At 44.0% G+C, this 22945-nt stretch carries 18 protein-coding genes and 3 tRNA genes; 6 read left to right on the top strand and 15 right to left on the bottom strand.

Annotated elements, in window-relative coordinates; genetic code table 11:
• Nucleotides 1-67 precede the first annotated feature (67 nt).
• A complete protein-coding gene (gene uca / locus AC13DA_RS12665) occupies nt 68-3658 on the top strand; it encodes an urea carboxylase (protein WP_284722461.1) in 3591 nt (1196 codons plus the stop codon).
• Nucleotides 3658-5457 (top strand): allophanate hydrolase, encoded by a 1800-nt coding sequence (gene atzF / locus AC13DA_RS12660; protein ID WP_473797347.1) that lies wholly within the window; start codon nt 3658-3660, stop codon nt 5455-5457. Before uca ends, atzF begins: the two co-directional genes overlap by 1 nt.
• Nucleotides 5458-5501: 44 nt before the next feature.
• Here atzF and AC13DA_RS12655 read toward each other — a convergent pair whose 3' ends face one another.
• The gene (locus AC13DA_RS12655; RefSeq protein WP_007145415.1) at nt 5502-5801 is read right to left on the bottom strand and encodes a YMGG-like glycine zipper-containing protein; all 300 of its coding nucleotides are present in this window, start codon (nt 5799-5801) and stop codon (nt 5502-5504) included.
• Between the two features lie 65 nt (nt 5802-5866).
• Nucleotides 5867-7906, bottom strand: coding sequence for an LTA synthase family protein (locus tag AC13DA_RS12650; protein WP_482945957.1), 2040 nt, complete (start codon nt 7904-7906; stop codon nt 5867-5869).
• A gap of 265 nt (nt 7907-8171) precedes the next feature.
• Here AC13DA_RS12650 and AC13DA_RS12645 point away from each other — a divergent pair, with 265 nt between their 5' ends.
• Nucleotides 8172-9872 (top strand): methyl-accepting chemotaxis protein, encoded by a 1701-nt coding sequence (locus AC13DA_RS12645; RefSeq protein ID WP_273181737.1) that lies wholly within the window; start codon nt 8172-8174, stop codon nt 9870-9872.
• A gap of 216 nt (nt 9873-10088) precedes the next feature.
• Nucleotides 10089-10664, top strand: a complete 576-nt coding sequence (locus AC13DA_RS12640; RefSeq protein WP_482945956.1) for a DUF2726 domain-containing protein — start codon at nt 10089-10091, stop codon at nt 10662-10664.
• Between the two features lie 281 nt (nt 10665-10945).
• On the opposite strand, the gene AC13DA_RS12635 is transcribed toward AC13DA_RS12640, so the two are convergent.
• From AC13DA_RS12635 to AC13DA_RS12595, 9 genes are all read right to left on the bottom strand, one after another.
• Nucleotides 10946-11022 (bottom strand) — tRNA-Arg (locus AC13DA_RS12635).
• Nucleotides 11023-11098: 76 nt separating this feature from the next.
• Nucleotides 11099-11175: transfer RNA gene (locus tag AC13DA_RS12630), tRNA-Arg, on the bottom strand.
• Nucleotides 11176-11224: 49 nt separating this feature from the next.
• Nucleotides 11225-11314, bottom strand: a tRNA-Ser gene (locus AC13DA_RS12625).
• Nucleotides 11315-11370: 56 nt separating this feature from the next.
• Nucleotides 11371-11556, bottom strand: coding sequence for a carbon storage regulator CsrA (gene csrA, locus AC13DA_RS12620; protein ID WP_007145409.1), 186 nt, complete (start codon nt 11554-11556; stop codon nt 11371-11373).
• A gap of 239 nt (nt 11557-11795) precedes the next feature.
• Nucleotides 11796-13019, bottom strand: coding sequence for an aspartate kinase (locus AC13DA_RS12615; protein WP_417542721.1), 1224 nt, complete (start codon nt 13017-13019; stop codon nt 11796-11798).
• 2 nt (nt 13020-13021) lie between these two features.
• Nucleotides 13022-15625 carry an alanine--tRNA ligase gene (alaS, locus tag AC13DA_RS12610; protein WP_273181731.1) on the bottom strand — a complete coding sequence of 868 codons (2604 nt, stop codon included), beginning with the start codon at nt 15623-15625 and terminating at the stop codon, nt 13022-13024.
• Nucleotides 15615-16064, bottom strand: a complete 450-nt coding sequence (locus AC13DA_RS12605; protein ID WP_273181729.1) for a regulatory protein RecX — start codon at nt 16062-16064, stop codon at nt 15615-15617. Before AC13DA_RS12605 ends, alaS begins: the two co-directional genes overlap by 11 nt.
• Nucleotides 16061-17101: a recombinase RecA gene (recA, locus tag AC13DA_RS12600; protein WP_273181727.1), complete on the bottom strand. Its 1041-nt coding sequence runs from the start codon at nt 17099-17101 to the stop codon at nt 16061-16063. Before recA ends, AC13DA_RS12605 begins: the two co-directional genes overlap by 4 nt.
• A gap of 56 nt (nt 17102-17157) precedes the next feature.
• Entirely contained in the window at nt 17158-17658 is a 501-nt protein-coding gene (locus AC13DA_RS12595; RefSeq protein WP_330111169.1) for a CinA family protein, read from the bottom strand.
• Nucleotides 17659-17674: 16 nt separating this feature from the next.
• Between AC13DA_RS12595 and mutS the strand changes: the two genes are divergently transcribed.
• Nucleotides 17675-20233 (top strand): DNA mismatch repair protein MutS, encoded by a 2559-nt coding sequence (gene mutS / locus AC13DA_RS12590; protein ID WP_284452010.1) that lies wholly within the window; start codon nt 17675-17677, stop codon nt 20231-20233.
• On the opposite strand, the gene AC13DA_RS12585 is transcribed toward mutS, so the two are convergent.
• Genes AC13DA_RS12585 through AC13DA_RS12575 form a run of 3 tightly spaced genes read right to left on the bottom strand, consistent with a single transcriptional unit; the run spans nt 20230 to nt 21361 of the window.
• A complete protein-coding gene (locus AC13DA_RS12585; protein WP_007145402.1) occupies nt 20230-20511 on the bottom strand; it encodes a YcgL domain-containing protein in 282 nt (93 codons plus the stop codon). The genes mutS and AC13DA_RS12585 overlap by 4 nt on opposite strands.
• Nucleotides 20512-20513: 2 nt before the next feature.
• Entirely contained in the window at nt 20514-20921 is a 408-nt protein-coding gene (locus tag AC13DA_RS12580; RefSeq protein WP_007145401.1) for a VOC family protein, read from the bottom strand.
• A gap of 20 nt (nt 20922-20941) precedes the next feature.
• Nucleotides 20942-21361: an OsmC family protein gene (locus tag AC13DA_RS12575; RefSeq protein ID WP_007145400.1), complete on the bottom strand. Its 420-nt coding sequence runs from the start codon at nt 21359-21361 to the stop codon at nt 20942-20944.
• A gap of 117 nt (nt 21362-21478) precedes the next feature.
• Between AC13DA_RS12575 and crp the strand changes: the two genes are divergently transcribed.
• Nucleotides 21479-22165: a cAMP-activated global transcriptional regulator CRP gene (gene crp, locus AC13DA_RS12570; protein WP_273181716.1), complete on the top strand. Its 687-nt coding sequence runs from the start codon at nt 21479-21481 to the stop codon at nt 22163-22165.
• On the opposite strand, the gene trpC is transcribed toward crp, so the two are convergent.
• Entirely contained in the window at nt 22145-22945 is an 801-nt protein-coding gene (gene trpC / locus AC13DA_RS12565) for an indole-3-glycerol phosphate synthase TrpC (protein ID WP_273181713.1), read from the bottom strand. The genes crp and trpC overlap by 21 nt on opposite strands.

Raw genomic sequence — 22945 nt, 5'->3', positions numbered from 1 at the left:
ATTATGTTTCGGGACGACCTGAAACAGCGCTTTATTAGCTGGGACGACCCAGATAGGAATACCCATCATGTTTAAGAAAGTTTTAATTGCTAACCGGGGCGCCATCGCCACACGGATTACTCGCACCTTGCATGAGATGAATGTTAAGGCAGTGGCTATATATGCCGAAGCCGATCGTGACTCATTGCATGTCAGTGCTGCAGATGAAAGCTACTCACTGGGCGAAGGCCGTGCCAGTGAGACTTATCTTAATCAACAACTTATCATTGATATAGCGAAACAGACAGGGGCTGAAGCGATTCATCCTGGTTATGGTTTTCTGAGTGAAAATCCGGGCTTTGCTCGTTTATGTGAGCAGAATAATATTGTCTTCCTTGGCCCCACAGCAGAGCAGATGGAGTCATTTGGTTTAAAACACAGCGCTCGGGCATTGGCAGAAGAAAACGACGTACCGTTATTACCAGGCACGGGCTTATTAAGCTCACTTGATGAAGCCGTTGAGCAAGCCAGCCAAGTTGGCTATCCGGTGATGCTGAAATCAACGGCTGGCGGCGGCGGTATCGGTATGAACCGCTGTGATGATGAAGCTTCACTGCGTCAGGCGTTTAACTCTGTAAAAAATCTGAGTGCCAATAACTTTTCCAATGATGGGGTATTTCTGGAGAAATTTATCACCCGTGCTCGTCATATCGAAGTACAGGTAATGGGTGATGGTGAAGGCCATGTACTTGCTCTGGGGGATCGGGACTGTTCCAGCCAGCGTCGTAATCAGAAAGTGATTGAAGAAGCACCAGCACCGAATATTCCTGACGATGTCCGTGCTGATATGCAGGAAGTGGCGGTCAGATTAATGTCAGCGATTCACTATCGCAGTGCCGGCACGGTGGAGTTTGTCTATGATGCCGATAATCAACAGTTTTACTTCCTGGAAGTGAATACCCGTTTGCAGGTTGAGCATGGGGTTACGGAAGAAGTCTATGGTGTGGATCTGGTTCGCTGGATGGTGGAAGTCGGTGCTAAAGAATCGCAGTTACCTGCCACTGCGCCTGAGCCAAAAGGCCATGCGATTCAGGTCAGACTCTATGCTGAAGATCCGCATAAACAGTTCCAACCATCTTCGGGCTTACTGACAGAAGTCATTTGGCCTAAGAGTGACGCGATTCGTGTCGATTACTGGGTGAAAGCCGGTATTGAAGTTTCACCATTTTATGATCCGATGCTGGCGAAAATTATCAGCCATGCTGATAGCCGTGAACTGGCCCATCAGAAATTATTGGCTGCCTTAGATGAACTGCAGGTCTATGGCATTGAGACCAATGCTGATTATGTCGGTCAGATTTTACAAGATGAGGCGTTTTTAAACGCTGCGGTCACTACACGTTATCTGGATAGTTTTGTTTACCAGCCTTCGACTATCAATATCTTGTCTCCAGGCACGATGACAACCATTCAGGATTACCCTGCACGTGTCGGCTACTGGGATATCGGTGTTCCACCATCAGGTCCATTCGACAGTTTGTCTTTCCGTCTTGGCAATCGTTTATTAGCTAATGATGAATCCTGCGCGGGGCTGGAGATCACCTTGTCTGGTCCTGAGCTGAGTTTTAATGTCGCAACCAGCATTGTGGTGACGGGTGCCGAACTGAGCATTGAGTTAAATGGTGAACCACAATCCGCATGGCAAGTTATTTCAGTAAAAGCCGGTGACAAGCTGAAATTAGGACAGGTCAAAGGTGCTGGCGCCAGAGCCTATCTATTAGTGGCTGGTGGTATTCAATGTCCGGAATATTTAGGTTCACGTTCTACGTTCACTTTAGGCCAATTTGGTGGTCATGTAGGGCGGACGCTGAAAACGGGTGATGTATTACATATCCTGCCTGAACAACCGGTTTCTGATACAGCCACACTAGCCCAGGATTGTCAGCCTGAAATTCAACATCACTGGGACATTCATGTGGTGTATGGGCCGCATGGCGCACCGGATTTTTTCACTGATAGTGATATTGAGATGTTCTTTAATACGGACTGGAAAATACACTACAACTCCAGTCGTACCGGTGTGCGTTTGATTGGCCCAAGACCGGAGTGGGCGAGAACCGATGGCGGTGAAGCTGGCTTACATCCTTCTAATATTCACGATAACGCTTACGCGGTCGGGTCTATTGATTTTACTGGGGATATGCCGATTATTCTGGGCCCAGATGGCCCCTCGCTGGGTGGTTTTGTCTGTCCGGCAACTGTTATCACGGCAGATTTATGGAAGGTAGGGCAGTTAAAAGCCGGTGATACGGTGCGCTTTGTGCCGGTATCGATTGAAACAGCGAACGCCTTAGAACGTGCACAAAACCAGGCGATTGATGGCCTCAGTCAACAAGTTGTGTCAGTAGATACTGCGGTTATCGATACACCTGTGCATGCTATCAGCAAAGATGCGTCAACCGGTATGGATATCACTTATCGACTGGCAGGCGATCATTATCTATTGGTGGAGTTTGGTGAGCAAACTTTAGATATCAATCTTCGGTTTAAAGTGCATGCCTTAATGCTGTGGTTACAGGAACAGGCGGTGACGGGCATTTTAGAACTGACGCCAGGTATCCGTTCGCTACAGGTTCACTATGACAGCATGGTGTTATCACTGGATGAGCTGATGGCCGTGTTAAAGCAAGCAGAAAAAGATATCCAGCATGTGGATGACTTAGATTTGCCTACCCGGATTGTGCATATTCCGATCTCCTGGGATGACGAAGCTTGTCGTCTGGCCAGTGAAAAGTATATGCAGTCGGTCAGACAAAATGCGCCTTGGTGTCCTGACAATATTGAGTTTATCCGCAGAATCAATGGGCTTGATTCCGTTGATGACGTCAAAAAAATCGTGTTTGATGCCAGTTATCTGGTGATGGGGTTGGGCGATGTCTATCTGGGGGCCCCCGTAGCGACGCCGATGGATCCAAGACACCGTCTGGTGACGACGAAATATAACCCGGCCAGAACCTGGACAGCAGAAAACTCGGTCGGTATCGGTGGCTCCTATTTGTGTGTGTATGGCATGGAAGGACCCGGGGGCTATCAGTTTATCGGACGGACTCTGCAAATGTGGAATCGTTACGAGAAAACCAAAGAGTTCACGCAGCCCTGGTTATTACGCTTTTTTGACCAAATTCGCTTTTATGAAGTCAGCCATGATGAGTTAATGCAGATTCGTCGTGATTTTATTCATGGTAACTATGAATTAAAGATTGAAGAAACCCGTTTCAATTTAAAAGACTACAACGCGTTTATCGAAAAACATCAGGCTGAAATTGATGCCTTTACCGCGACACGCCAGCAGGCGTTCAACGAAGAATTAGAACGCTGGAAGCGTGATGGTTTATTACATTTTGATAGCGGTGATCAGCAAGCGGAGGTCGATGAAGCCTTATTGCCATTGGCTGACAATGCTATTTCGGTGGATAGTCCATTAAATTGCAGTATCTGGAAGATTGAAGTGGAAGAGGGGCAAGACGTGAAAGAAGGCGACACCTTAATGATTTTAGAAGCGATGAAAATGGAAATCCTGGTGACCGCACCACAAGCCGGCAAAGTCAGTTCTCTCTCCAGAAAACCCGGCTCACAGGTAGGGATGGGCGATCGTTTATTAGTACTGGAGGTTGAATAATGTCAGAACAAAATATGACGATTGCCGCGCTACAACAAGCTTATAAAGACGGCACGCTGACACCCAAACAAGTGATTAAAGATGCTCTGGAGCGTTGTGAGCAATACCTTGATCACAATATCTGGATTGAATTATTTAGTCTCGAACAGCTTCAGCCTTATCTGGATGCCTTAGATGACAGCAATATGGTAGATAAGCCGTTATATGGGATTCCTTTTGCCATCAAAGATAATATCGAATTAGCGGGATTTCCTGTGACGGCAGGTTGCGAGGCGTATGCGTATACACCGGACAAATCTGCCTTTGTTGTTCAGCAATTAATTGATGCCGGTGCCATTCCACTGGGTAAAACCAATCTGGATCAATTTGCCACTGGCTTAGTCGGCGTGCGTTCACCTGAAAAGTGGGGGCCTTGCCATAACAGTTTTGATAAAGACTATATTTCAGGTGGCTCCAGCTCGGGTTCCGCAGTAGCAGTGGCATTAGGTTTAGTCAGTTTCTCATTAGGTACTGATACCGCTGGTTCAGGTCGGGTACCAGCCGCATTTAATAATTTGATCGGGTTAAAACCGACCAAAGGCTTATTGAGTACTGATGGTGTTGTACCCGCCTGTCGCAGCCTGGATTGTGTGTCTATTTTTAGCCTGACTACTGATGATGCCAATACGGTGTTTAATGTGGCTGCGAAATTTGATCAAAATGATGCGTTTGCTAGACCTAACGTCGATACCAATAAAGGCAATTACGGCAAGTTAGACAATATCACCTTTAATTTTGCGGTCCCACAGGCAGAGCAACTTAACTTTTTTGGTAATGCTGAATACGCCGAGCAGTTTGAGAAAGCGGTCAAACACCTGGAAAACTTGGGTGGTAAGAAACATATTATCGATTTCGAACCATTCTTCACGGCAGCCAGACTGCTTTATGAAGGCCCTTGGGTAGCTGAACGGCGTGTGGCAACAGAAGGTGTCGACAGACACGCTATGTTGCAGGTGATTCAGGATATCCTGGCGACGCAGGAAGAGGCACGTGCAGATGATCTGTTTAAAGCCGAATATAAGTTACAAGCTTGCCGACAGCAGGTGAGGGATGTGCTTGCGTGTTACGACTTTATTCTCACGCCTACTGCCGGAACAACCTATACCATTGAACAAGTTCAGGCTGATCCCATAAAACTCAATAGTAATCTGGGTCATTACACCAACTTTATGAACTTGCTTGATTGCAGTGCGATAGCGGTTCCGACCGGGTTCATTACTTCGGGCTTACCCTTTGGTGTGACCTTGTTTTCCCGTGCGTTCAGTGATGCCAGATTATTAACCTTTGCCAATTTGATGCAGCAATCACTGCGATTACCACTGGGCGCAATAGAGCTTGAATGCCCAGATTCTTCTGCATCAATAGCTGGCACTGGTGATCGTATTACGCTGGCGGTGTGTGGTGCGCATTTACAAGGCCAGCCGCTGAATTATCAATTAACAGAACGTGGCGGCGTCTTTCTAGAGAAAACGGTGACGGCCAATGCCTATAAGCTTTATGCCCTAGCTGGCGGCCCGCCAATGCGGCCTGGCTTAGTAAGAGATAAACAGGGAACAGCTATTGAGATTGAGCTCTGGTCGATACCAACGGCAACGCTGGGCTCATTTCTGGCAGGTATTGCCGCGCCTTTGGGCTTAGGTAAGTTGGAAGTGACAGACGGCCGTTGGGTTACAGGCTTTATTTGTGAATCTTATGGTTTAGATGATGCGACGGATATTACCGCTTTCGGGTCATGGCGTGAGTATTTGCTAAATAAATAAGGCATATAAAAAAGCCGTCAGAAATGACGGCTTTTTTGAGGGAGCTAACAGTTGCCTTTTTTGGCCTGACCAGGAGGACAGAAATGACCTTTATGATCATCATGATAATGTTTTTCATGATGTTCACCGTGACCTGCTGATTCATCAGTATTGACGGCTACACCCGTGGCTGCACCAATGGCACCACCTATCATTGCTCCTTCACGTCCACCGACTTCATTGCCAACGGCAGCGCCTACAGCGCCACCAATACCGCCACCTACCGCTGCATCTAATGTAGAACTATCAGCATGAGCTGCAAATGTTGTCACCAACAATGGGATAATCAGGAATCTTATGTTCATATTATGATTGAGCCTTTTTGCAAATAACTAGCGCACAACATAACTAAATATAAGGAAATTGGCAATTATTCGCTGGATTGGTCATTCAGTGCCACGCCCTTATTTGGTGTTTTTACTCCAGCTTTACCTTGTAATAAAGTCGATGTGGCAGACTCAATATAGGCGTCTAAACGGTGATCCAGTTTTTCCGTATCTGCCGTGTCATGTATTTCACTAGCTGATGCTATAGGTAATAGCTGATATTGATACAACGAGGCGGAATTATCGGTTGATTTAACCAGTACTTTATTATCATCAATGATGGCTGTAGTCGGATCTGAACCAGATGGTTTGATCACGGCAAATCCGGCGTCATGAATATTCAGTAAATCACGGCCCCAGCAGCTATAAGTAGTATCTCCACCCAGTAAACCAGCTACAGTCGGTGCGATATCCACTTGAGCACCAACTGTTGAATTACTGTGTCCATAGTTTTTAACAACATTTGGACCAATCACTAATAGCGGCACATGGAATTTGAGCATATCAATATCGGTGACTTGATTGGGGGTGCTAAAGCCATGATCACCCACTAAAACAAATAATGTGTTGTCAAAATAATCTGATTTGGCCACTTTTTTAAAAAACTGACCTAATGCCCAGTCGGCATAACGCATCGCTGTTAGATGCTCATTCAATTCACCATGTCCAGTGACTTTTGCAACAGGCAGTGGGGTAGGTAACGCATATGGCGTATGATTGGATAAAGTCTGTAAAAAGGCAAAAAACGGCTTATCGTTAGGCATTTTTTGTAACTCTTCGGCAGCCCGATCGAACATATCCTGATCCGATACACCCCAAGTAGGATCGGAGAAAACAGGATTCACAAAGTCATGTCTGCCAATAAAACGTTGCATACCCTGGGCACCAAAAAAGCCTTTTTGGTTATCCCAGGCAAAATCACCGTTATAAACATACATACTTTGATAGTCTCGGTCGGCGGTCATTTGTATCAAACCTGAAAAATGGTTACTGCCTTCAGGTTGTTGCATCAAATACTCATAGTGCGGCAGGTTAGGAAAACAGGCTAATGAAGCAAACATGCCCTGGTGAGTATGTGTGCCATTAGAAAAAAAGCGATTAAATAACAGGCCTTGTTTGGCGAGTTTGTCGAACTCTGGAGTAATACCTTCGTCATGGCCCAAGGCACCAACATATTCACCACTAAAACTTTCCATCAGAATGAACACAACATTTAATGGCTTTTTGCTTTCACCTGTACGGGCATGGTAAGTACGTAAGACAGGCGAGTAGTCTGGGTCTAGTAGTGTATCCGATGGCGTTAAAACCATCTGTTCCACAGTATTGTCGGCTTCAGCTATTGGCATTTTCTTGAGCCATTTGTTGTCACCTTTTTTAGTACCAATGACCGCTTTAGCTAATGTATAAACGCCGTTTAAACCTAAATGATTGGCAAAAAGATAATGACTCTGGAAGGCATCCCCCCAACGAAGCGGTGGTCCCTGACGTAATGTGCCACGCGCAGCAACAACAGATATCAGCAAGACCACAAAGAATGCTGTCATTCTTAAGCTATATCGAGTTTTATCTGTAGATTTAGTTTGGTTAATTCGGCTGTTTAGCGTAAAGATAAAAAACAATGCTGTGATAAGTAAACCAATGATGATGAGATAAGTGACAACAGGAAAGCCATACCAAATCATGCTTAACACCGTTGCCGGATCTTCCTTCATATATTCAAATACCAGGCTGTTTAGTCGTGTATGAAATTCATGATAGAAGTCGAGCTCAACAATGGCGAGAAAGATCATCACACTGGACACAAAGGTAAGCCAGAGCGTGTAGACTTTGCGGTTGTTTAACCCTTTTTTAAATAGCAAACCAATGATTAAGGGTAGCAGTACATAAACAGTGACGATTAAGTCAAAGCGGAGCCCGGTGATAAAAGCTTGAATGAGATCATGGTTGGGAATGGCGGCACTGAGATCATTGTTTCGCCACAACAGAATTGCTCTCAATAGCGTCTGTAATAGCATCAAAATAAATGCTGAACTAAAAATAAAATAAAGATCAGAAAAAAGGCTGTTGTTATCGTTTTTTTGCATGGAGCGTCCATCAGTTATCAGCAGAATCACTCATCGCTAGTAGATGCAGTGAAATGATCGGTGAACGCCAGTTTGCATCGATTTCGTTAAGAAAAACTTAAGGTGAAGCCTTCAGTATATTGACCGCTATGTTCCTGTTTATCAGCGGTTGGCAATTAAAAATTTTAATTATCAAAAAATTCAGCCGATATACTCTCTGCATAGACTATGAAATATTCATGGTTGACATAATTAACGATTAAATTTGACTGAGGCTGGAGCTGGAATGCAGTTTATTAAGAACCTTCCTATCGGGAAAAAGATTTTCAGTGTGGTTATTATTCTTGGCATAACCCAAGTGATCATCTCTGCTTTTGCTATCTTCAAAATGAATAATATTTCAGAGGAATTTTCTGTTATTCATGAGATGTCACTGCCACTTGAAAAAAATGTGTCTGAAGCGAGTCAGCTTCAATTAAAAAAAGCGGCTGAATTACAGCAGTTGATGATTGATGCCAAATCAGGGGCGAGAAGAAACATCATCAAAGAGCATTTCACCAGCATAGAAAATATCACTGCACAAACCAATCAAGCGATGCAAGACATCGTCACTATCCTGGATAAATCGAAAGGCAAGGTACTTGATGCTGATTTACACGCGGATGTGCTTAGTCTGGACGAAAATACAGCTAAAGTAGTTGAGCAGCAGGCTAATTATCAGAAATACGTTGATAGTGCGATTCAGATTATCAAACGCGGTGGAAGTATGTCGGGCGGTGGTTATCTATCAAAGGATGAGCAGGCACAGCTACAGGATATCGAAGCAAAATTATTTGAAAGCTTACAAGCCATGCAAGCGAGCATCGATAATATTACAAACCGGTCAGTAAAAAATGTTCAGAATGTGCAGCGCTCCAGTTTATTTAGCCTGATTGCAATGGCAGTGGCTTCACTAATAATTGGTATTTTCATCTCAAAAATTATTATTAGTAATATCGTTACACCCATTAAAGGCGTGATGGCTGTTCTTACCGCAATGGCTCAGGATAATGATTTAACAAAACGGATGAATTTTGACAGCGCTGATGAAGTAGGTGCGATGGGGAAAACATTTAATCGTTTTGTCGAAAAACTTCAGAGTTTGGTCATCAGTATTACTCAAGCATCAGAGCAATTATCGACTGCAGCGGAAGAAACCTCAGTGGTGAGTATTTCAACCAATAAGAATATTGCTAAACAAAAAAATGAAACGGTGCACGTCGCATCAGCTATCACCGAGATGACAGCAACCGTACAAGAAGTTGCCATTAGTGCTGAAAAGGCCTCTGAAGCGGCTATTAAAGGCGATAAAGACTCGGAGTCTGGTCGTAAAGTTGTTGAGGAAATTGTTGCCTCAATTAATAACCTTGCAGCAGAAATTAATACTTCAACCTCTGTCATTAAAACTCTGAAATCAGATAGTGAAAACATCGGTACCGTACTTGATGTAATTAAAAGCATTGCTGAACAAACAAACTTACTTGCTTTAAATGCAGCTATTGAGGCCGCTCGTGCAGGCGATCAGGGACGAGGTTTTGCTGTTGTGGCTGATGAAGTGCGTTCCTTAGCACAAAAAACACAAGACTCAACCAAAGAGATTGAAGACCTGATCCTTACTTTGCAGCAAGGATCAGATAATGCTGTTAACTCGATGGCACTGAATCAGAAGAGTATTGAAGGGCTTGTGTCAAAAGCGGTAGATGCCACCAATTCATTAAAAGAAATTACCAATTCGGTTAGCTCAATCACTGAGATGAATACCTTGATTGCGACCGCAGCCGAGCAGCAAAGTCATGTGGTCAACGAAATTAATAGCAATGTGCATAATATTCAACAGGTGTCAGAAAACACAGCCGAAGGATCTGAGCAGGTATCACAGGCGAGCCAGGAAATTGCGCAATTAAGTGAAAAGCTCACCAGTATGGTCAGGCAGTTTAAAGTATCGTAAAAGAGTATTTTTGATAGCGACTTTGTATACACATGCATTGAATTGCTGTCGCGGCTTGGAATAAGACGTTAATATCCGGATATGGATATTAACGTCATCAGTTAATTATTCTTATTTAAAACAAATGGTTATTAAATAATCGTAGAATAATGTCTTTATTCATTGCTGAGCGATGAGCATCTATTCTAAGATCAGCTTTTCAGCTGGAATATTAAGATGTCATTTGTTTTTATTGGATTGTTTATTGTCATATTAGTGGCTGTTCTGCTTCTCGCCTTGATGAAGGATGACAAGGATAAAACAGAAAAGACAACAGAATATCCCTACAGTAAACAACCATCATTACTCACTCCGGCAGAACTCTCATTCCAACATAGCCTGAAACTTGCCGTCGATGGACAGTATGATATTTCTTCTAAAGTGCGACTGGCTGATATCGTGACCGTAAAGCAAACGAAGTCTAAATCTGAGTGGCAAAAAGCCTTTAATAAAATTCAGTCCAAGCACGTTGATTTTGTTCTGACTGACACGAAAACAGCCGATATTTTATGTGCGATAGAACTTGACGATAGTTCACATGAAAAGCCTGCGAGACGACTGCGTGATGATTTTCTAGACAATGTCTTGCGAGTTGCCAGAGTGCCTTTAATACGTTTCACAGTAGAGCAAAGTTACCAGTCACAATTGATAGCCGAGAAAATAAAAAATGCGATTCATCCTGAATTTGCTACTCAATTTTCATCTGATGTCGTGATGGATGACATAAAAATCCTGATCAATCCGGATAGATAATTCTTGTCGTGCAGGTTGCGTCAAGATAGCTCGATAGCTTCATCTGATCGGCTCACCATTCGATAGTCAAATAATAGAGGTGCCTAGGCTATAGTTAGCAGAAATACCTCTATTTTTATCGGTTGATTATTTCTGTGAGTTAAAAAAATGATATTTCTAACTCACGCTTATTAATAGAGTGAATCTCATCAGAAGAGAGTTTTTCAGAACAGATGACTGAAACAAGCCATCATGAATGATTATGGTTGATGATTGTGGGGAAGGGGGAGTGGAGAGACAGATGGCGCGCCCGGCACGATTCGAACGTGCGACCGCCTGGTTCGTAGCCAGGTACTCTATCCAGCTGAGCTACGGGCGCTATCTATCTGAAATCTATTATTGAAATAAAAAAGCAGTCCCGATTTCTCGGTGACTGCTTGATTATGTACTTTAAATGGCGCGCCCGGCACGATTCGAACGTGCGACCGCCTGGTTCGTAGCCAGGTACTCTATCCAGCTGAGCTACGGGCGCTAAAGCCGCTTATTATACAAGCATCCAATGATGCCATCAATAAAATTTATGGCGGAGAGCGAGGGATTCGAACCCTCGATAGGGGTAAACCTATACGCCCTTAGCAGGGGCGCGCCTTCAGCCTCTCGGCCAGCTCTCCATCAAAGCCGCCTAGTATATCAGAAGATAACGATTTGGCTAGTGATAATTGTAAATTTAACCCACATTTGGCTGATCTTTTTCAGCCTGAATGCGATCATAAATTTCTTCACGGTGCACTGTGACGTCTTTAGGAGCGTCGACACCAATTCTTACCTGATTACCTTTAACACCAAGTACGTTTACAACAACATCGTCACCGATGATGAGTGATTCGCCTACACGACGTGTGAGTATTAACATTTTTTTCCCCTTTACTCTCAAAAATTGGCCGAGGTTACTAGGAGAATTATCATGACTCCTTTCAATTGAGTAGGCCTCGTGCCTTTTGTCCTATTCAGCTTGGGGGTCTTTTTGCCCCTTTATTCATGGACTATAAAAAAACGATATTTATCCCTCGTCCAACGAATATTTTATCAGGAACATAAGTTGATCGCGATAAAATGATGACAAAAAAATGAAATGGCTCAAGCATTTAGATTTTAAGAGGGGGATTGCTCCAGATTAAATGCTTTGTGCAGGGTTCTGACACCAAGCTCCAGGTATTTTTCATCAATAACCACTGAAATTTTAATTTCAGAAGTAGAAATCATACTGATGTTGATGTTCTCTTTTGCCAGAGATCCAAACATCGTGCTTGCAATTCCTGCGTGAGAACGCATACCGACACCGACGACCGAGATTTTTGCAATTTTTTCGTCGCCGTTAACTTCTCTTGCACCGAGCTCTTCTGCTGTTTTCTTGAGAATCGCCAAGGCTGCTTGATAGTCGTTGCGATGAACGGTAAATGTAAAGTCTGTGGTTGAGTCATGACCAGTGTTTTGGATGATCATGTCAACTTCAATATTCTCTGCCGCTATAGGTCCGAGAATTTGTGAAGCAATGCCTGGGTGATCAGGTACACCGAGAATAGTCAGTTTGGCTTCATCACGATTAAACGCAATACCTGAAATTAAAGCTTGTTCCATTGATGGGTCCTCAGCCGCTATTAATGTGCCACCACCTTCTGTAAACGAGGAGAGGACACGTAATGGGACGTTATATTTACTTGCAAACTCAACAGAGCGAATTTGCAATACTTTTGCACCTAAGCTGGCCATTTCCAGCATTTCTTCGAAGGTAATAGAATCTAAGCGACGTGCTTCAGGTACAACACGGGGATCGGTTGTATAAACGCCGTCGACATCGGTATAGATTTGGCATTCATCGGCTTTTAGTGCCGCAGCCAGAGCTACTGCCGTTGTATCACTGCCACCACGACCTAGTGTGGTAATGTTGCCATTCTCATCACAGCCTTGAAAACCAGCTACGACTACAACTTTGCCTTGGCTAAGATCATGACGAATTTTGTTGTCATCAATCTCCATAATCCTGGCTTTGTTATGTGCATTGTCCGTCAATATACGGACCTGACTTCCAGTGTAGGAAACGGCAGACATACCCATTTGAGCTAGCGTCATACTGAGCAGGGCAATCGTGACTTGTTCACCCGTTGACAGTAAAACATCTAACTCACGACCACGCGGGTTGTCGGTTAATTGTTTAGCCAAATCGATTAGGCGATTAGTCTCGCCACTCATTGCTGAGACAACGACCACTAAATCATGGCCTTGATTACGATAATCAATGATCTTTTTCGCTACTTCGCGAATGCGATCAGCAGAGCCGACGGATGTTCCACCATATTTTTGAACGATTAAAGACATGCTTAGTTTTCCAGCTTCGAAGTAACCCAGTCTGGAACAGATGCTAACGCTGCTGCCAAATTCTGGGGTTCATTACCGCCGCCTTGAGCCATATCAGGACGGCCGCCACCTTTACCTCCAACCTGACTAGCTATATGGCCAACCAGATCTCCGGCGCGGATTTTATCGGTAATATCCTTGGTTACGCCAGCAATAATTGTAATTTTTTCATCATTGACAGCTGTTAGAGCAATTACCGCTGTGCCCAGCTTATTTTTTAACTGATCAACAGCATCTCTGAGCGATTTTCCATCCGCTCCCTCAAGGGTAGAAGCGAGTACTTTAATGCCATTGATTTCTGTTGCAGAGTCAGCCAGATCATTACCTGCGCTGCTGGCTAATTTCGCTTTCAATGCTTCCAGTTCTTTTTCTAACTCGCGTTGACGCTGAACCAGCTGAGATGCTTTATCCTGCACATTGGCGGGTTTGGCTTTCAGTAAGTCTGATACGTCTGCCAGCGTGGTTTCCATTTGTTCGATGTAATCAATCGCTTTTTCACCGGTGACCGCTTCGATACGACGGACACCTGATGCAATACCAGCTTCTGAGGTGATTTTTAACATACCGATATCACCGGTTTGCTTAACATGCGTGCCACCGCATAACTCGATAGAGAAATCACTCATGCTTAACACACGAACTTCATCATCATATTTCTCACCGAACAATGCCATTGCGCCGCTTTTCTTGGCTTCTTCAATGGCCATTAAACGTGTTTCAACAGGGTGGTTGAGACGAATTTGTTGATTAACTAAACGTTCGATTTCACGAAGTTGGGCTGGAGTGACTGGCTCAAAATGTGAAAAGTCAAAACGTAAACGTTGAGGATTCACCAGTGAGCCTTTTTGCATAACATGCTCACCCAGAACTTTACGTAATGCTGCGTGTAATAGATGCGTAGCAGAATGATTCAATGCCGTTGCCAGACGATTATTTTCATCGATCTGTGCTGTGACACGTTGACCAACTTGAAAACGGCCATGCTCGCAACGACCAATATGGGTAAACGCTTGAGATTGTTTACGTGTATCGGAAACAGTGAAGCTGGCATTATCCGCATTAATTTCACCGTGATCACCTACCTGACCACCTGACTCGGCGTAGAACGGTGTTTTATCTAATACGATTAAACCTTCCTGACCTTCAGAAATGCTATCAACATGCTCACCATTGACGATGATGGCTAAGATAGTACTGTCATGCTGAGTGAGGTCATAGCCACAAAATTCTGTGCTACTGTCAATGGTAATCTGGTCAGATAAACCACCAGAGAACTGACTCGCGCTGCGGGCACGATTACGTTGTGCTTCCATCGCACGCTCAAATCCGGCGATATCAATAGTCAGACCGCGCTCACGTGCAATATCAGCGGTCAGATCGATAGGGAAGCCATAAGTGTCGTAAAGTAAGAAAACGGTCTCACCAGGGATCTCTTTATCGCCCATATCTTCAATGGCTTGATCCAGAATTTTTAAGCCATTATCCAGCGTATCGGCAAAACGTGTTTCTTCTTGTTGCAGGGCTTTTTCAACCAGTTCCTGAGATTGAGCAAGTTCAGGGAAAGCTTCACCCATCTCATCAACTAGTGGTTGTACAAGCTTATAAAAGAAGTTGTCTTTTAAACCCAATTTATGACCATGACGAATGGCGCGGCGAATGATACGACGTAAAACATAACCACGACCTTCATTAGAAGGGTAGACACCATCAGTAATCATGAATGAACATGAGCGAATATGATCCGCAATGACACGTAATGAGAAGTTGGTGTGATCTTCGGTACCAGAGAGTTTCTGAATCGCTTGGATCAGATGTTGGAACAGATCAATTTCGTAGTTGTTATGTACATGTTGCAACACTGCAGCCAGACGTTCAAGCCCCATGCCTGTGTCGACAGAAGGCTTAGGCAGTGGTGTTAATGTACCATCTGCCGAGCGGTTGAATTGCATGAAGACCAGATTCCAGATTTCGATATAACGGTCGCCATCTTCTTCAGGTGTACCTGGTGGACCACCAGCGACATCTTCACCATGATCATAGAAAATTTCAGAGCAGGGGCCGCATGGTCCGGTATCGCCCATTGACCAGAAATTATCTTTTGCGCCGATTCGCGAAAAGCGTTCAGCAGACACACCAATTTCATTTAACCAGATATCAGCCGCTTCATCATCTTCTTCAAAAACCGTGATCCATAGTTTTTCAGCAGGAAGAGCTAATGTTTCTGTCAAAAATTCCCAGGCGTATTGAATGGCTTCACGTTTGAAGTAATCACCAAAACTAAAGTTACCCAGCATTTCAAAGAATGTATGGTGGCGAGCGGTATAACCGACATTTTCTAAGTCATTGTGTTTACCACCTGCACGTACGCAACGTTGTGTCGTCACGGCGCGAGTGTACTTACGGGTTTCTTGACCTAAGAATGTCTCCTTAAATTGCACCATACCAGCATTGGTGAAAAGAAGGGTGGGGTCATTAGCAGGAACAAGGGGACTGCTTGCTACGACTTCATGACCTTTACTTGCGAAAAAGTCGAGAAACAACTTGCGAATATCTGCGCTACTTTTCATCGTCGGTTAAATTAAAACTTTCCGTTATTTGTTCATGAGTAAAACCGCGATATTGTAAAAAGCGTTGTTGTTTTGCTTTGCTTTTATAATCATCGGGCATTTCCTCGCCAAAACGCTTGCAACGCACTTCAGCGGCAAGCGTAAACCAATCTATTTCTGCCTGGTTCATACATTCAGTGATGATGTCGGCAGCAACACCACGTTCTTTCAATTCCATACTGATGCGGACAGCACCATAACCCCGATTGGCTCGGGATCGGATAAAACTCTCAGCAAACCGAACATCACTTTGCAGGCCAGCTTCTCTTAACTGCTGAATAACGTCGTCAATTTGTTCTACGTCAAAACCTGCTTTGTCTAGCTTGTGTGCCAATTCATGAGCACTATGTTCGCGGTTGGCTAAATAGCTTATGGCTCGTGCACTGGCTGATTGCTTCACGCCTCGATATCGTCCTCAACAGCACTGTCATCTTTTTTGGCTGTTTTTTTAGGCAGCATGGTTTCACGTATTTTACTTTCAATTTCAGCAGACATTTCAGGGTTTTCTTTTAAGTAACCACGAACATTGTCTTTACCCTGACCAATACGTGTGCCGTTGTAGCTATACCAAGCACCTGATTTTTCAACAATATTTTGTTGAACACCCAAGTCGATCAATTCACCTTCACGTGAGATTCCTTCACCATACATGATGTCGAATTCAACTTGTTTAAATGGTGGGGCCACTTTATTTTTGACGACTTTGACACGGGTTTCATTACCCAGAATTTCGTCACCTTTTTTGATTGCGCCAATGCGTCTGATATCTAAACGCACAGAGGCATAGAATTTAAGTGCATTACCACCTGTGGTGGTTTCAGGGTTACCGAACATCACGCCAATTTTCATACGAATTTGGTTAATAAAGATAACCAATGTATTTGAACGTTTAATGTTGGCGGTCAACTTACGTAAGGCTTGTGACATTAAGCGAGCCTGAAGACCCATGTGGCTGTCACCCATATCGCCTTCAATTTCGGCTTTCGGCGTCAGTGCGGCAACGGAGTCAACAACAACGATATCTACAGCGCCTGAACGGACTAGCATATCGGTGATTTCCAACGCTTGTTCGCCTGTATCGGGTTGAGATACCAGTAAGTCATCAATATTGACACCTAGCTTCTCAGCATAAACAGGATCCAGAGCATGTTCAGCGTCGACAAAAGCAGCTGTTCCACCTAGCTTTTGCATTTCAGCGATAGCATGCAGTGTTAAAGTGGTTTTACCTGAAGATTCAGGACCGTAAATTTCAACAATCCTGCCACGAGGCAATCCGCCTATTCCTAATGCAATGTCTAATCCGATAGAACCAGAAGATACGGCTGATACGTCACGAGCTGCGGCATTATCACCAAGGCGCATTACTGAGCCTTTACCAAATTGCTTCTCAATTTGACCAAGCGCGGCGCCTAGCGCTTTTTTCTTATCGTCATCCATTGCACTACCTCTGAAGCTGTTTTTAATAAATCCTTCGATTATCCCATAGAAAGCAGTCAGTCTCTAGCGTTTTTAATGATTCCGGATAAGGCGTTCAATACAGCTTGTCGTCTGATGCTTTCTCTATCACCTTCAAACTGAAAAAGCTGGCTGACAACCTTGTCAGACTCTCGGGCCCAGCCTATCCAGACAGTACCAACAGGTTTGGTTTCTGTGCCGCCATCGGGGCCAGCGATACCTGTTAATGCCACACTGATATCAGCACATGAATTGTTAAGTGCGCCCAGTGCCATTTCTTCGGCTACGGTCTGACTCACTGCGCCAAATTGTTGTAGTGAGGTTATTTGAACGCCTAGTTGATCTTGTTTTGCCTGATTGCTGTAGGTGACAAATCCACGCTCAAACCAGCTTGAACTACCAGCGAGATCCGTACAGCATTTCGCTACCCAGCCACCGGTGCAGGACTCCGCTGTTGCTAGCATCAAATGGTTTTTGTTCAAGGTTTCAGCGACTTGAATGATTTTTGCTTGCAGTGATGCGTCAGAAATATTTTGCATGATATAAACTATTAAAATGACTCAAAGACAAAATCATACTCCAATGATGCAGCAGTATCTGCGCATCAAAGCCGAACATCCGGACTTTTTACTGTTCTATCGCATGGGCGACTTTTATGAGTTGTTTTTTGACGATGCTCACAAAGCCGCTGAATTGCTTGATATCACACTAACCGCGCGTGGTAGCAGTAATGGTGCGCCGATTCCGATGGCTGGAGTGCCATATCATGCTGCGGATAACTATTTATCACGGCTTATCAAATTAGGTGAATCGGTTGCTATTTGTGAACAAATAGGGGACCCGGCGACAAGTAAGGGCCCGGTTGAGCGTCAGGTGGTTCGGGTTCTCACCCCAGGAACACTGACAGAAGAAGCGCTGTTAGATAGTCGTAATGAGAATTTGCTGTTAGCCGTCTGTGAAGAAAAAGGCCATTATGGACTGGCTTATGCAGAAATCAGCAGTGGTCGATTTATGATCAGTGAATTAGATAATGCTGATTTGCTAAAAGCTGAACTGGCCAGATTACAACCGGCAGAAATCTTATTGAGTGAAACATTAACCGCCGGTTTTGATGCGTTTGAAAAACAACTCCGTAAGCTACCTGACTGGCATTTTGAGTTGAAGGCAGCTAAAACAAGATTATGTAAGCAGTTCAATACAACTGATCTAAAAGGATTCGGTTGTGATGGACTGGATATCGCAATTCGTGCTGCTGGCTGTCTGGTGAACTATGCGCAGGAAACACATCGAACAGCTTTGCCTCATTTGCGTCAGCTAACGGTCGAGTATTCAAAAGACAGTATCCGACTCGATCCTCAATCACGTAAAAACCTTGAGCTTGAGCGTAATCTGTCGGGTGGACTTGAGAATAGTCTTATCTCGGTACTGGATAAAACAGCAACCCCAATGGGCGCACGTTTATTGAGACGCTGGTTGATGCGTCCCATTCGTGATCAGAAGGTATTACTTGATAGACAGCAAGTGATTCAGGAATTTTTGGATCATCACAGTTTCAGTGACTGTCACGCTCTAATGAAGTCATTGGGGGATATTGAGCGTATTTTGTCACGTATGGCTTTACGCACGGCCAGACCAAGAGACTTTATGCATATCAGGCGTCTTTTAGAAACCTTGCCTGATTTACATCGTTTATTAAAATCCAAGCAAAGTACCCATCTCAGACAATTGGATCGTCAACTCGGCACGTTTAGTGAATTACTTGCGTTATTGCAGCAGGCAATGATTGATGAACCACCCGTTTTAATTCGTGATGGTGGCGTTATAAAAGCCGGTTACCACGCTGAATTGGATCGCCTGCGTGATTTACATAAAAATGCCAGTGGTTTTTTAGATGAACTTGAGCGACAAGAACGTCTGCGAACGGGCGTAAATACGCTTAAAGTCGGTTATAACAAAGTGCATGGTTATTTTATTGAGTTGAGCAGAGCTCATGATATTGAATTACCCAATGAATATGTACGTCGCCAGACATTAAAAAATGCTGAGCGTTATATCACGCCAGAGCTAAAGCAATTTGAAGAGCAAGTGCTGAGTGCTAACGAAAAAGCATTGGCATTAGAAAAAGCACTGTATGAGGAGTTATTTGATAAGGTTGAGCCTGAGTTATCCGCTTTATCACAATGTTCCATGTCTTTGGCAGAGCTGGATGTTTTAGCTAATTTGGCTGAGCGGGCTGAAACGCTAGATTATGTTGCGCCACAATTTGTGAATGAAAGCGGCCTTTATATCGAGGCAGGCCGACATCCGGTGGTTGAAGTCTGTCACGATCGTCCTTTTTGCGCCAATGATCTGAAATTAACGGCTGAGCAGTCCACATTAATTATTACCGGGCCGAATATGGGCGGGAAGTCGACCTATATGCGACAGACAGCGTTGATTGTCTTAATGGCGCATATGGGAAGTTACGTCCCAGCAACTAAGGCGATTATCGGACCTGTGGACCAGGTTTTTACCCGCATCGGTGCGTCTGATGATCTGGCTTCCGGGCGTTCAACGTTTATGGTTGAGATGAATGAAGCGGCGAATATTCTGAACAATGCCACAAAGCATAGTTTGGTGTTGATGGATGAAATCGGGCGCGGGACTAGTACTTTTGATGGGTTGGCGCTGGCTTGGTCATGTGCAGAAAAACTGATTCGTGATATCGGTGCCTATACCTTATTCGCAACCCATTATTTTGAAATGACACAGCTACCCGAGTTATTTGAACAGGCTAGAAATGTGCATCTTGATGCCATTGAACATGGCGATAAAATTGTTTTTCTTCATCAACTGAAAGAGGGCGCTGCCAGTCAGAGTTATGGATTGCAAGTTGCTCAGCTTGCTGGTGTGCCAGCCGATGTGATTGATGCCGCCAAAGCAAAATTAAAGCAGCTTGAGCAGACACATTATTCAGTTGAAACCTTAGCCGAACAGCCTCAGCAGGATTTATTTACTCAGCATACTGAGCCTTCAGAACTTGAGAAAAAACTGCGGGCAATCAGCCCGGATGAACTAAGCCCAAAACAGGCATTAGATATGCTGTATGAGCTTAGCCAATTAGCCAGAAATTAGTGAAGGTGCTGCTTTTTCTGGTTAACAAAATCCCCTAGTTTTTCTGGACGAGGTGGCATTTGAACATGGAAGCCCTGTGTTTCCAGATTTTTGATAACGGTAACGACATTTTCACGAGCAAGCGGTTTTTCCGGAGATAATTCGAGCTCCATGACAAACTGAGGCTCTCTGCCCATTGAGTTATAGAGTTCTTGAGGTACCTCTGAAAAATCATCTTTTTTGGTGATATACAGATATAACTCTTCTTTTTTAAGGCTTTTGTATATATAGGTTTTCATTTTTATGAGATGGGTGGGTGGTAAATAATTTGCACGACAGTACCGCTCGGATCATAACAATAAAAGCTTCTGGCACCGTCTCTGTGCGTACGTGGCGGGTTACGAATTTCGACATTATTTGCACTGAGAAAATCGAACCAGGCATCAACTTCGTCCATGCTAGGAATAATAAAGCCGATATGATCCAGCTTTTGCTGGTGTGATGGTGCGGGTGGCTCTGCTGCCTGATGTAATGCGAGATTGTCATTACCTGAACTCAGATACACATTTTGCTCATCTGGCCTCCATTCGACATGCATGCCAAGTAATTCGGTATAAAAAAATTCACAAGCGGCAAGGTCATCGACAAACAGAGCAATATGACGCATGCCACCGGTTTTACCTGGTCGTACAAGTTTGTTTTCAGACATGAGTGACTCTTAATTTTTGATTATTCAACTTCAATGATTTCGTAATCATGTGTCACCGTCGCTGTTTTTGCCAACATAATGGTGGCTGAGCAATATTTCTCAGTCGACATTTTGATAGCACGCTCAACAAAGTTGGCTTTTACATTTTTACCAGTGATTTTGTAATGAATATGGATATGGGTGTAAACCTTAGGCGCTTCTTCGCTTCTTTCGCCATTCGCCTCAATCACACAGTCACGAATATCTTGTTGAGACTTTTTCAAAATTTCGATGACATCAAAGGCTGTACATCCAGCCATACCCATCAGTAATAATTCCATCGGACGCATGCCGGTACCATGTCCGCCTGCTTCTTCAGGTCCATCCATTACTACCGTATGGCCTGTTCCAGATTCGCCGAGAAACAAAACATCTTCGACCCATTTCACTCGTGCTTTCATTAAAATGTTTCCTAAAGTTGATAAGTCACTTTAAATTTGACATATTTATCAAATCGCTGAGGGATTATACCCGTTTATGCTGTATTATTGCCCGCAGACTCATTTTTGGATGAATAAATGGACTATCACAGACACAAGGCCATTGAACAGGGATTAGCAGAGTTTTTCCGCTGCTGTCACACAAAAACTTATCCGGCGAAGAATATCATTGTTCGTCCAGGTGATCCGGCACATACGCTCTATTATATTCGTGAAGGTTCGGTGAGTGTGTGCATGGAAAATGAGGAAGGCGAGGAGCTTATCGTTGCTTACCTGAATCAGGGCGACTTTATTGGTGAGATAGGCATGTTCTCAGATGTCGGTGAACGTATGGTGACGGTGCGCGCCAGAACCGATGTGCGCACTGAAGAGATTTCCTACCAGCAGATCATGAATCTCTCAAAAACACAGTTGAAAGAATGCTATCCAACACTGTTGTTTACCATTGCAGAACAATTGGCAAAACGTCTGTTATCGACAACTCGTAAAGCCACTGATATGGCATTTCTTGACGTAGCAGGAAGGGTTGAGGCTGCTTTGCACGAGTTAGCCGCTCAGCCAGATGCTATGCGTCATCCTGATGGTATGCAGATTAAAGTCACACGTCAGGAAATCAGCCGCATGGTGGGATGTTCACGTGAAATGGTTGGTCGTGTCCTCAAAGAGTTACAAGACAATGGCTTGTTATGGGCCAAGGGTAAGACGATGATCGTCTATGATGAAGAACATCGTCATAAAAAACCTTTAGTAAAAAAGCTTGGCTAATTCAGCACCTGGATCATCAGCACGCATAAAGGCTTCACCTACCAGGAAACCATTTACGTTATTGTCACGCATTAATTTCACGTCATCACGGGTATGAATACCACTTTCGGTGATGACGATATGGCCTTGTGGAATACGTTGCAGTAGAGACAAGGTTGTATCCAGCGATGTATCAAATGTTCGAAGATCACGGTTGTTGATACCGATTAAAGGTAGATTCAATACTAACGCACGTTCCAGTTCTTCAAGATCATGCACTTCTACCAGTACATCCATACCTAACTGGATGGCCAACTGGCTGAGCGTTTCTAATTGATTGTCATTCAGTGCGGCGACAATTAATAAAATACAGTCAGCACTGATCGCTCTGGCTTCAAATACCTGATATGGATCAATAATGAAGTCCTTACGAATCACTGGCAGTGAGCAGGCGTTACGTGCTTCTTGTAAAAAAACTTCATGTCCCTGAAAAAAATCACGATCCGTCAAGACGGATAAACAGGCAGCACCACCTTTTTCATAGCTGACAGCAATATCTTCAGGAATAAAATTCTCTCTGAGCAGCCCTTTACTGGGGGAAGCTTTTTTTACTTCAGCAATGACCGCAGGCTCGTCATTAAGAATTTTTTTGCTGATAGATTCCACAAAGCCACGAACCGGATTAGCCTGTTCGGCTAATTGTTGCATGATAGCTAATGGAATTTTTGCAGAACGTTCAGCAATTTCCTGCTGTTTTCGTTGCAGGATTTTTAGCAAAATATCGGGTGTATTTTCAGACAT

Source organism: Methylophaga sp. F-2 (assembly GCF_056859315.1).
This window is presented reverse-complemented; position numbering and strand designations above follow the sequence as displayed.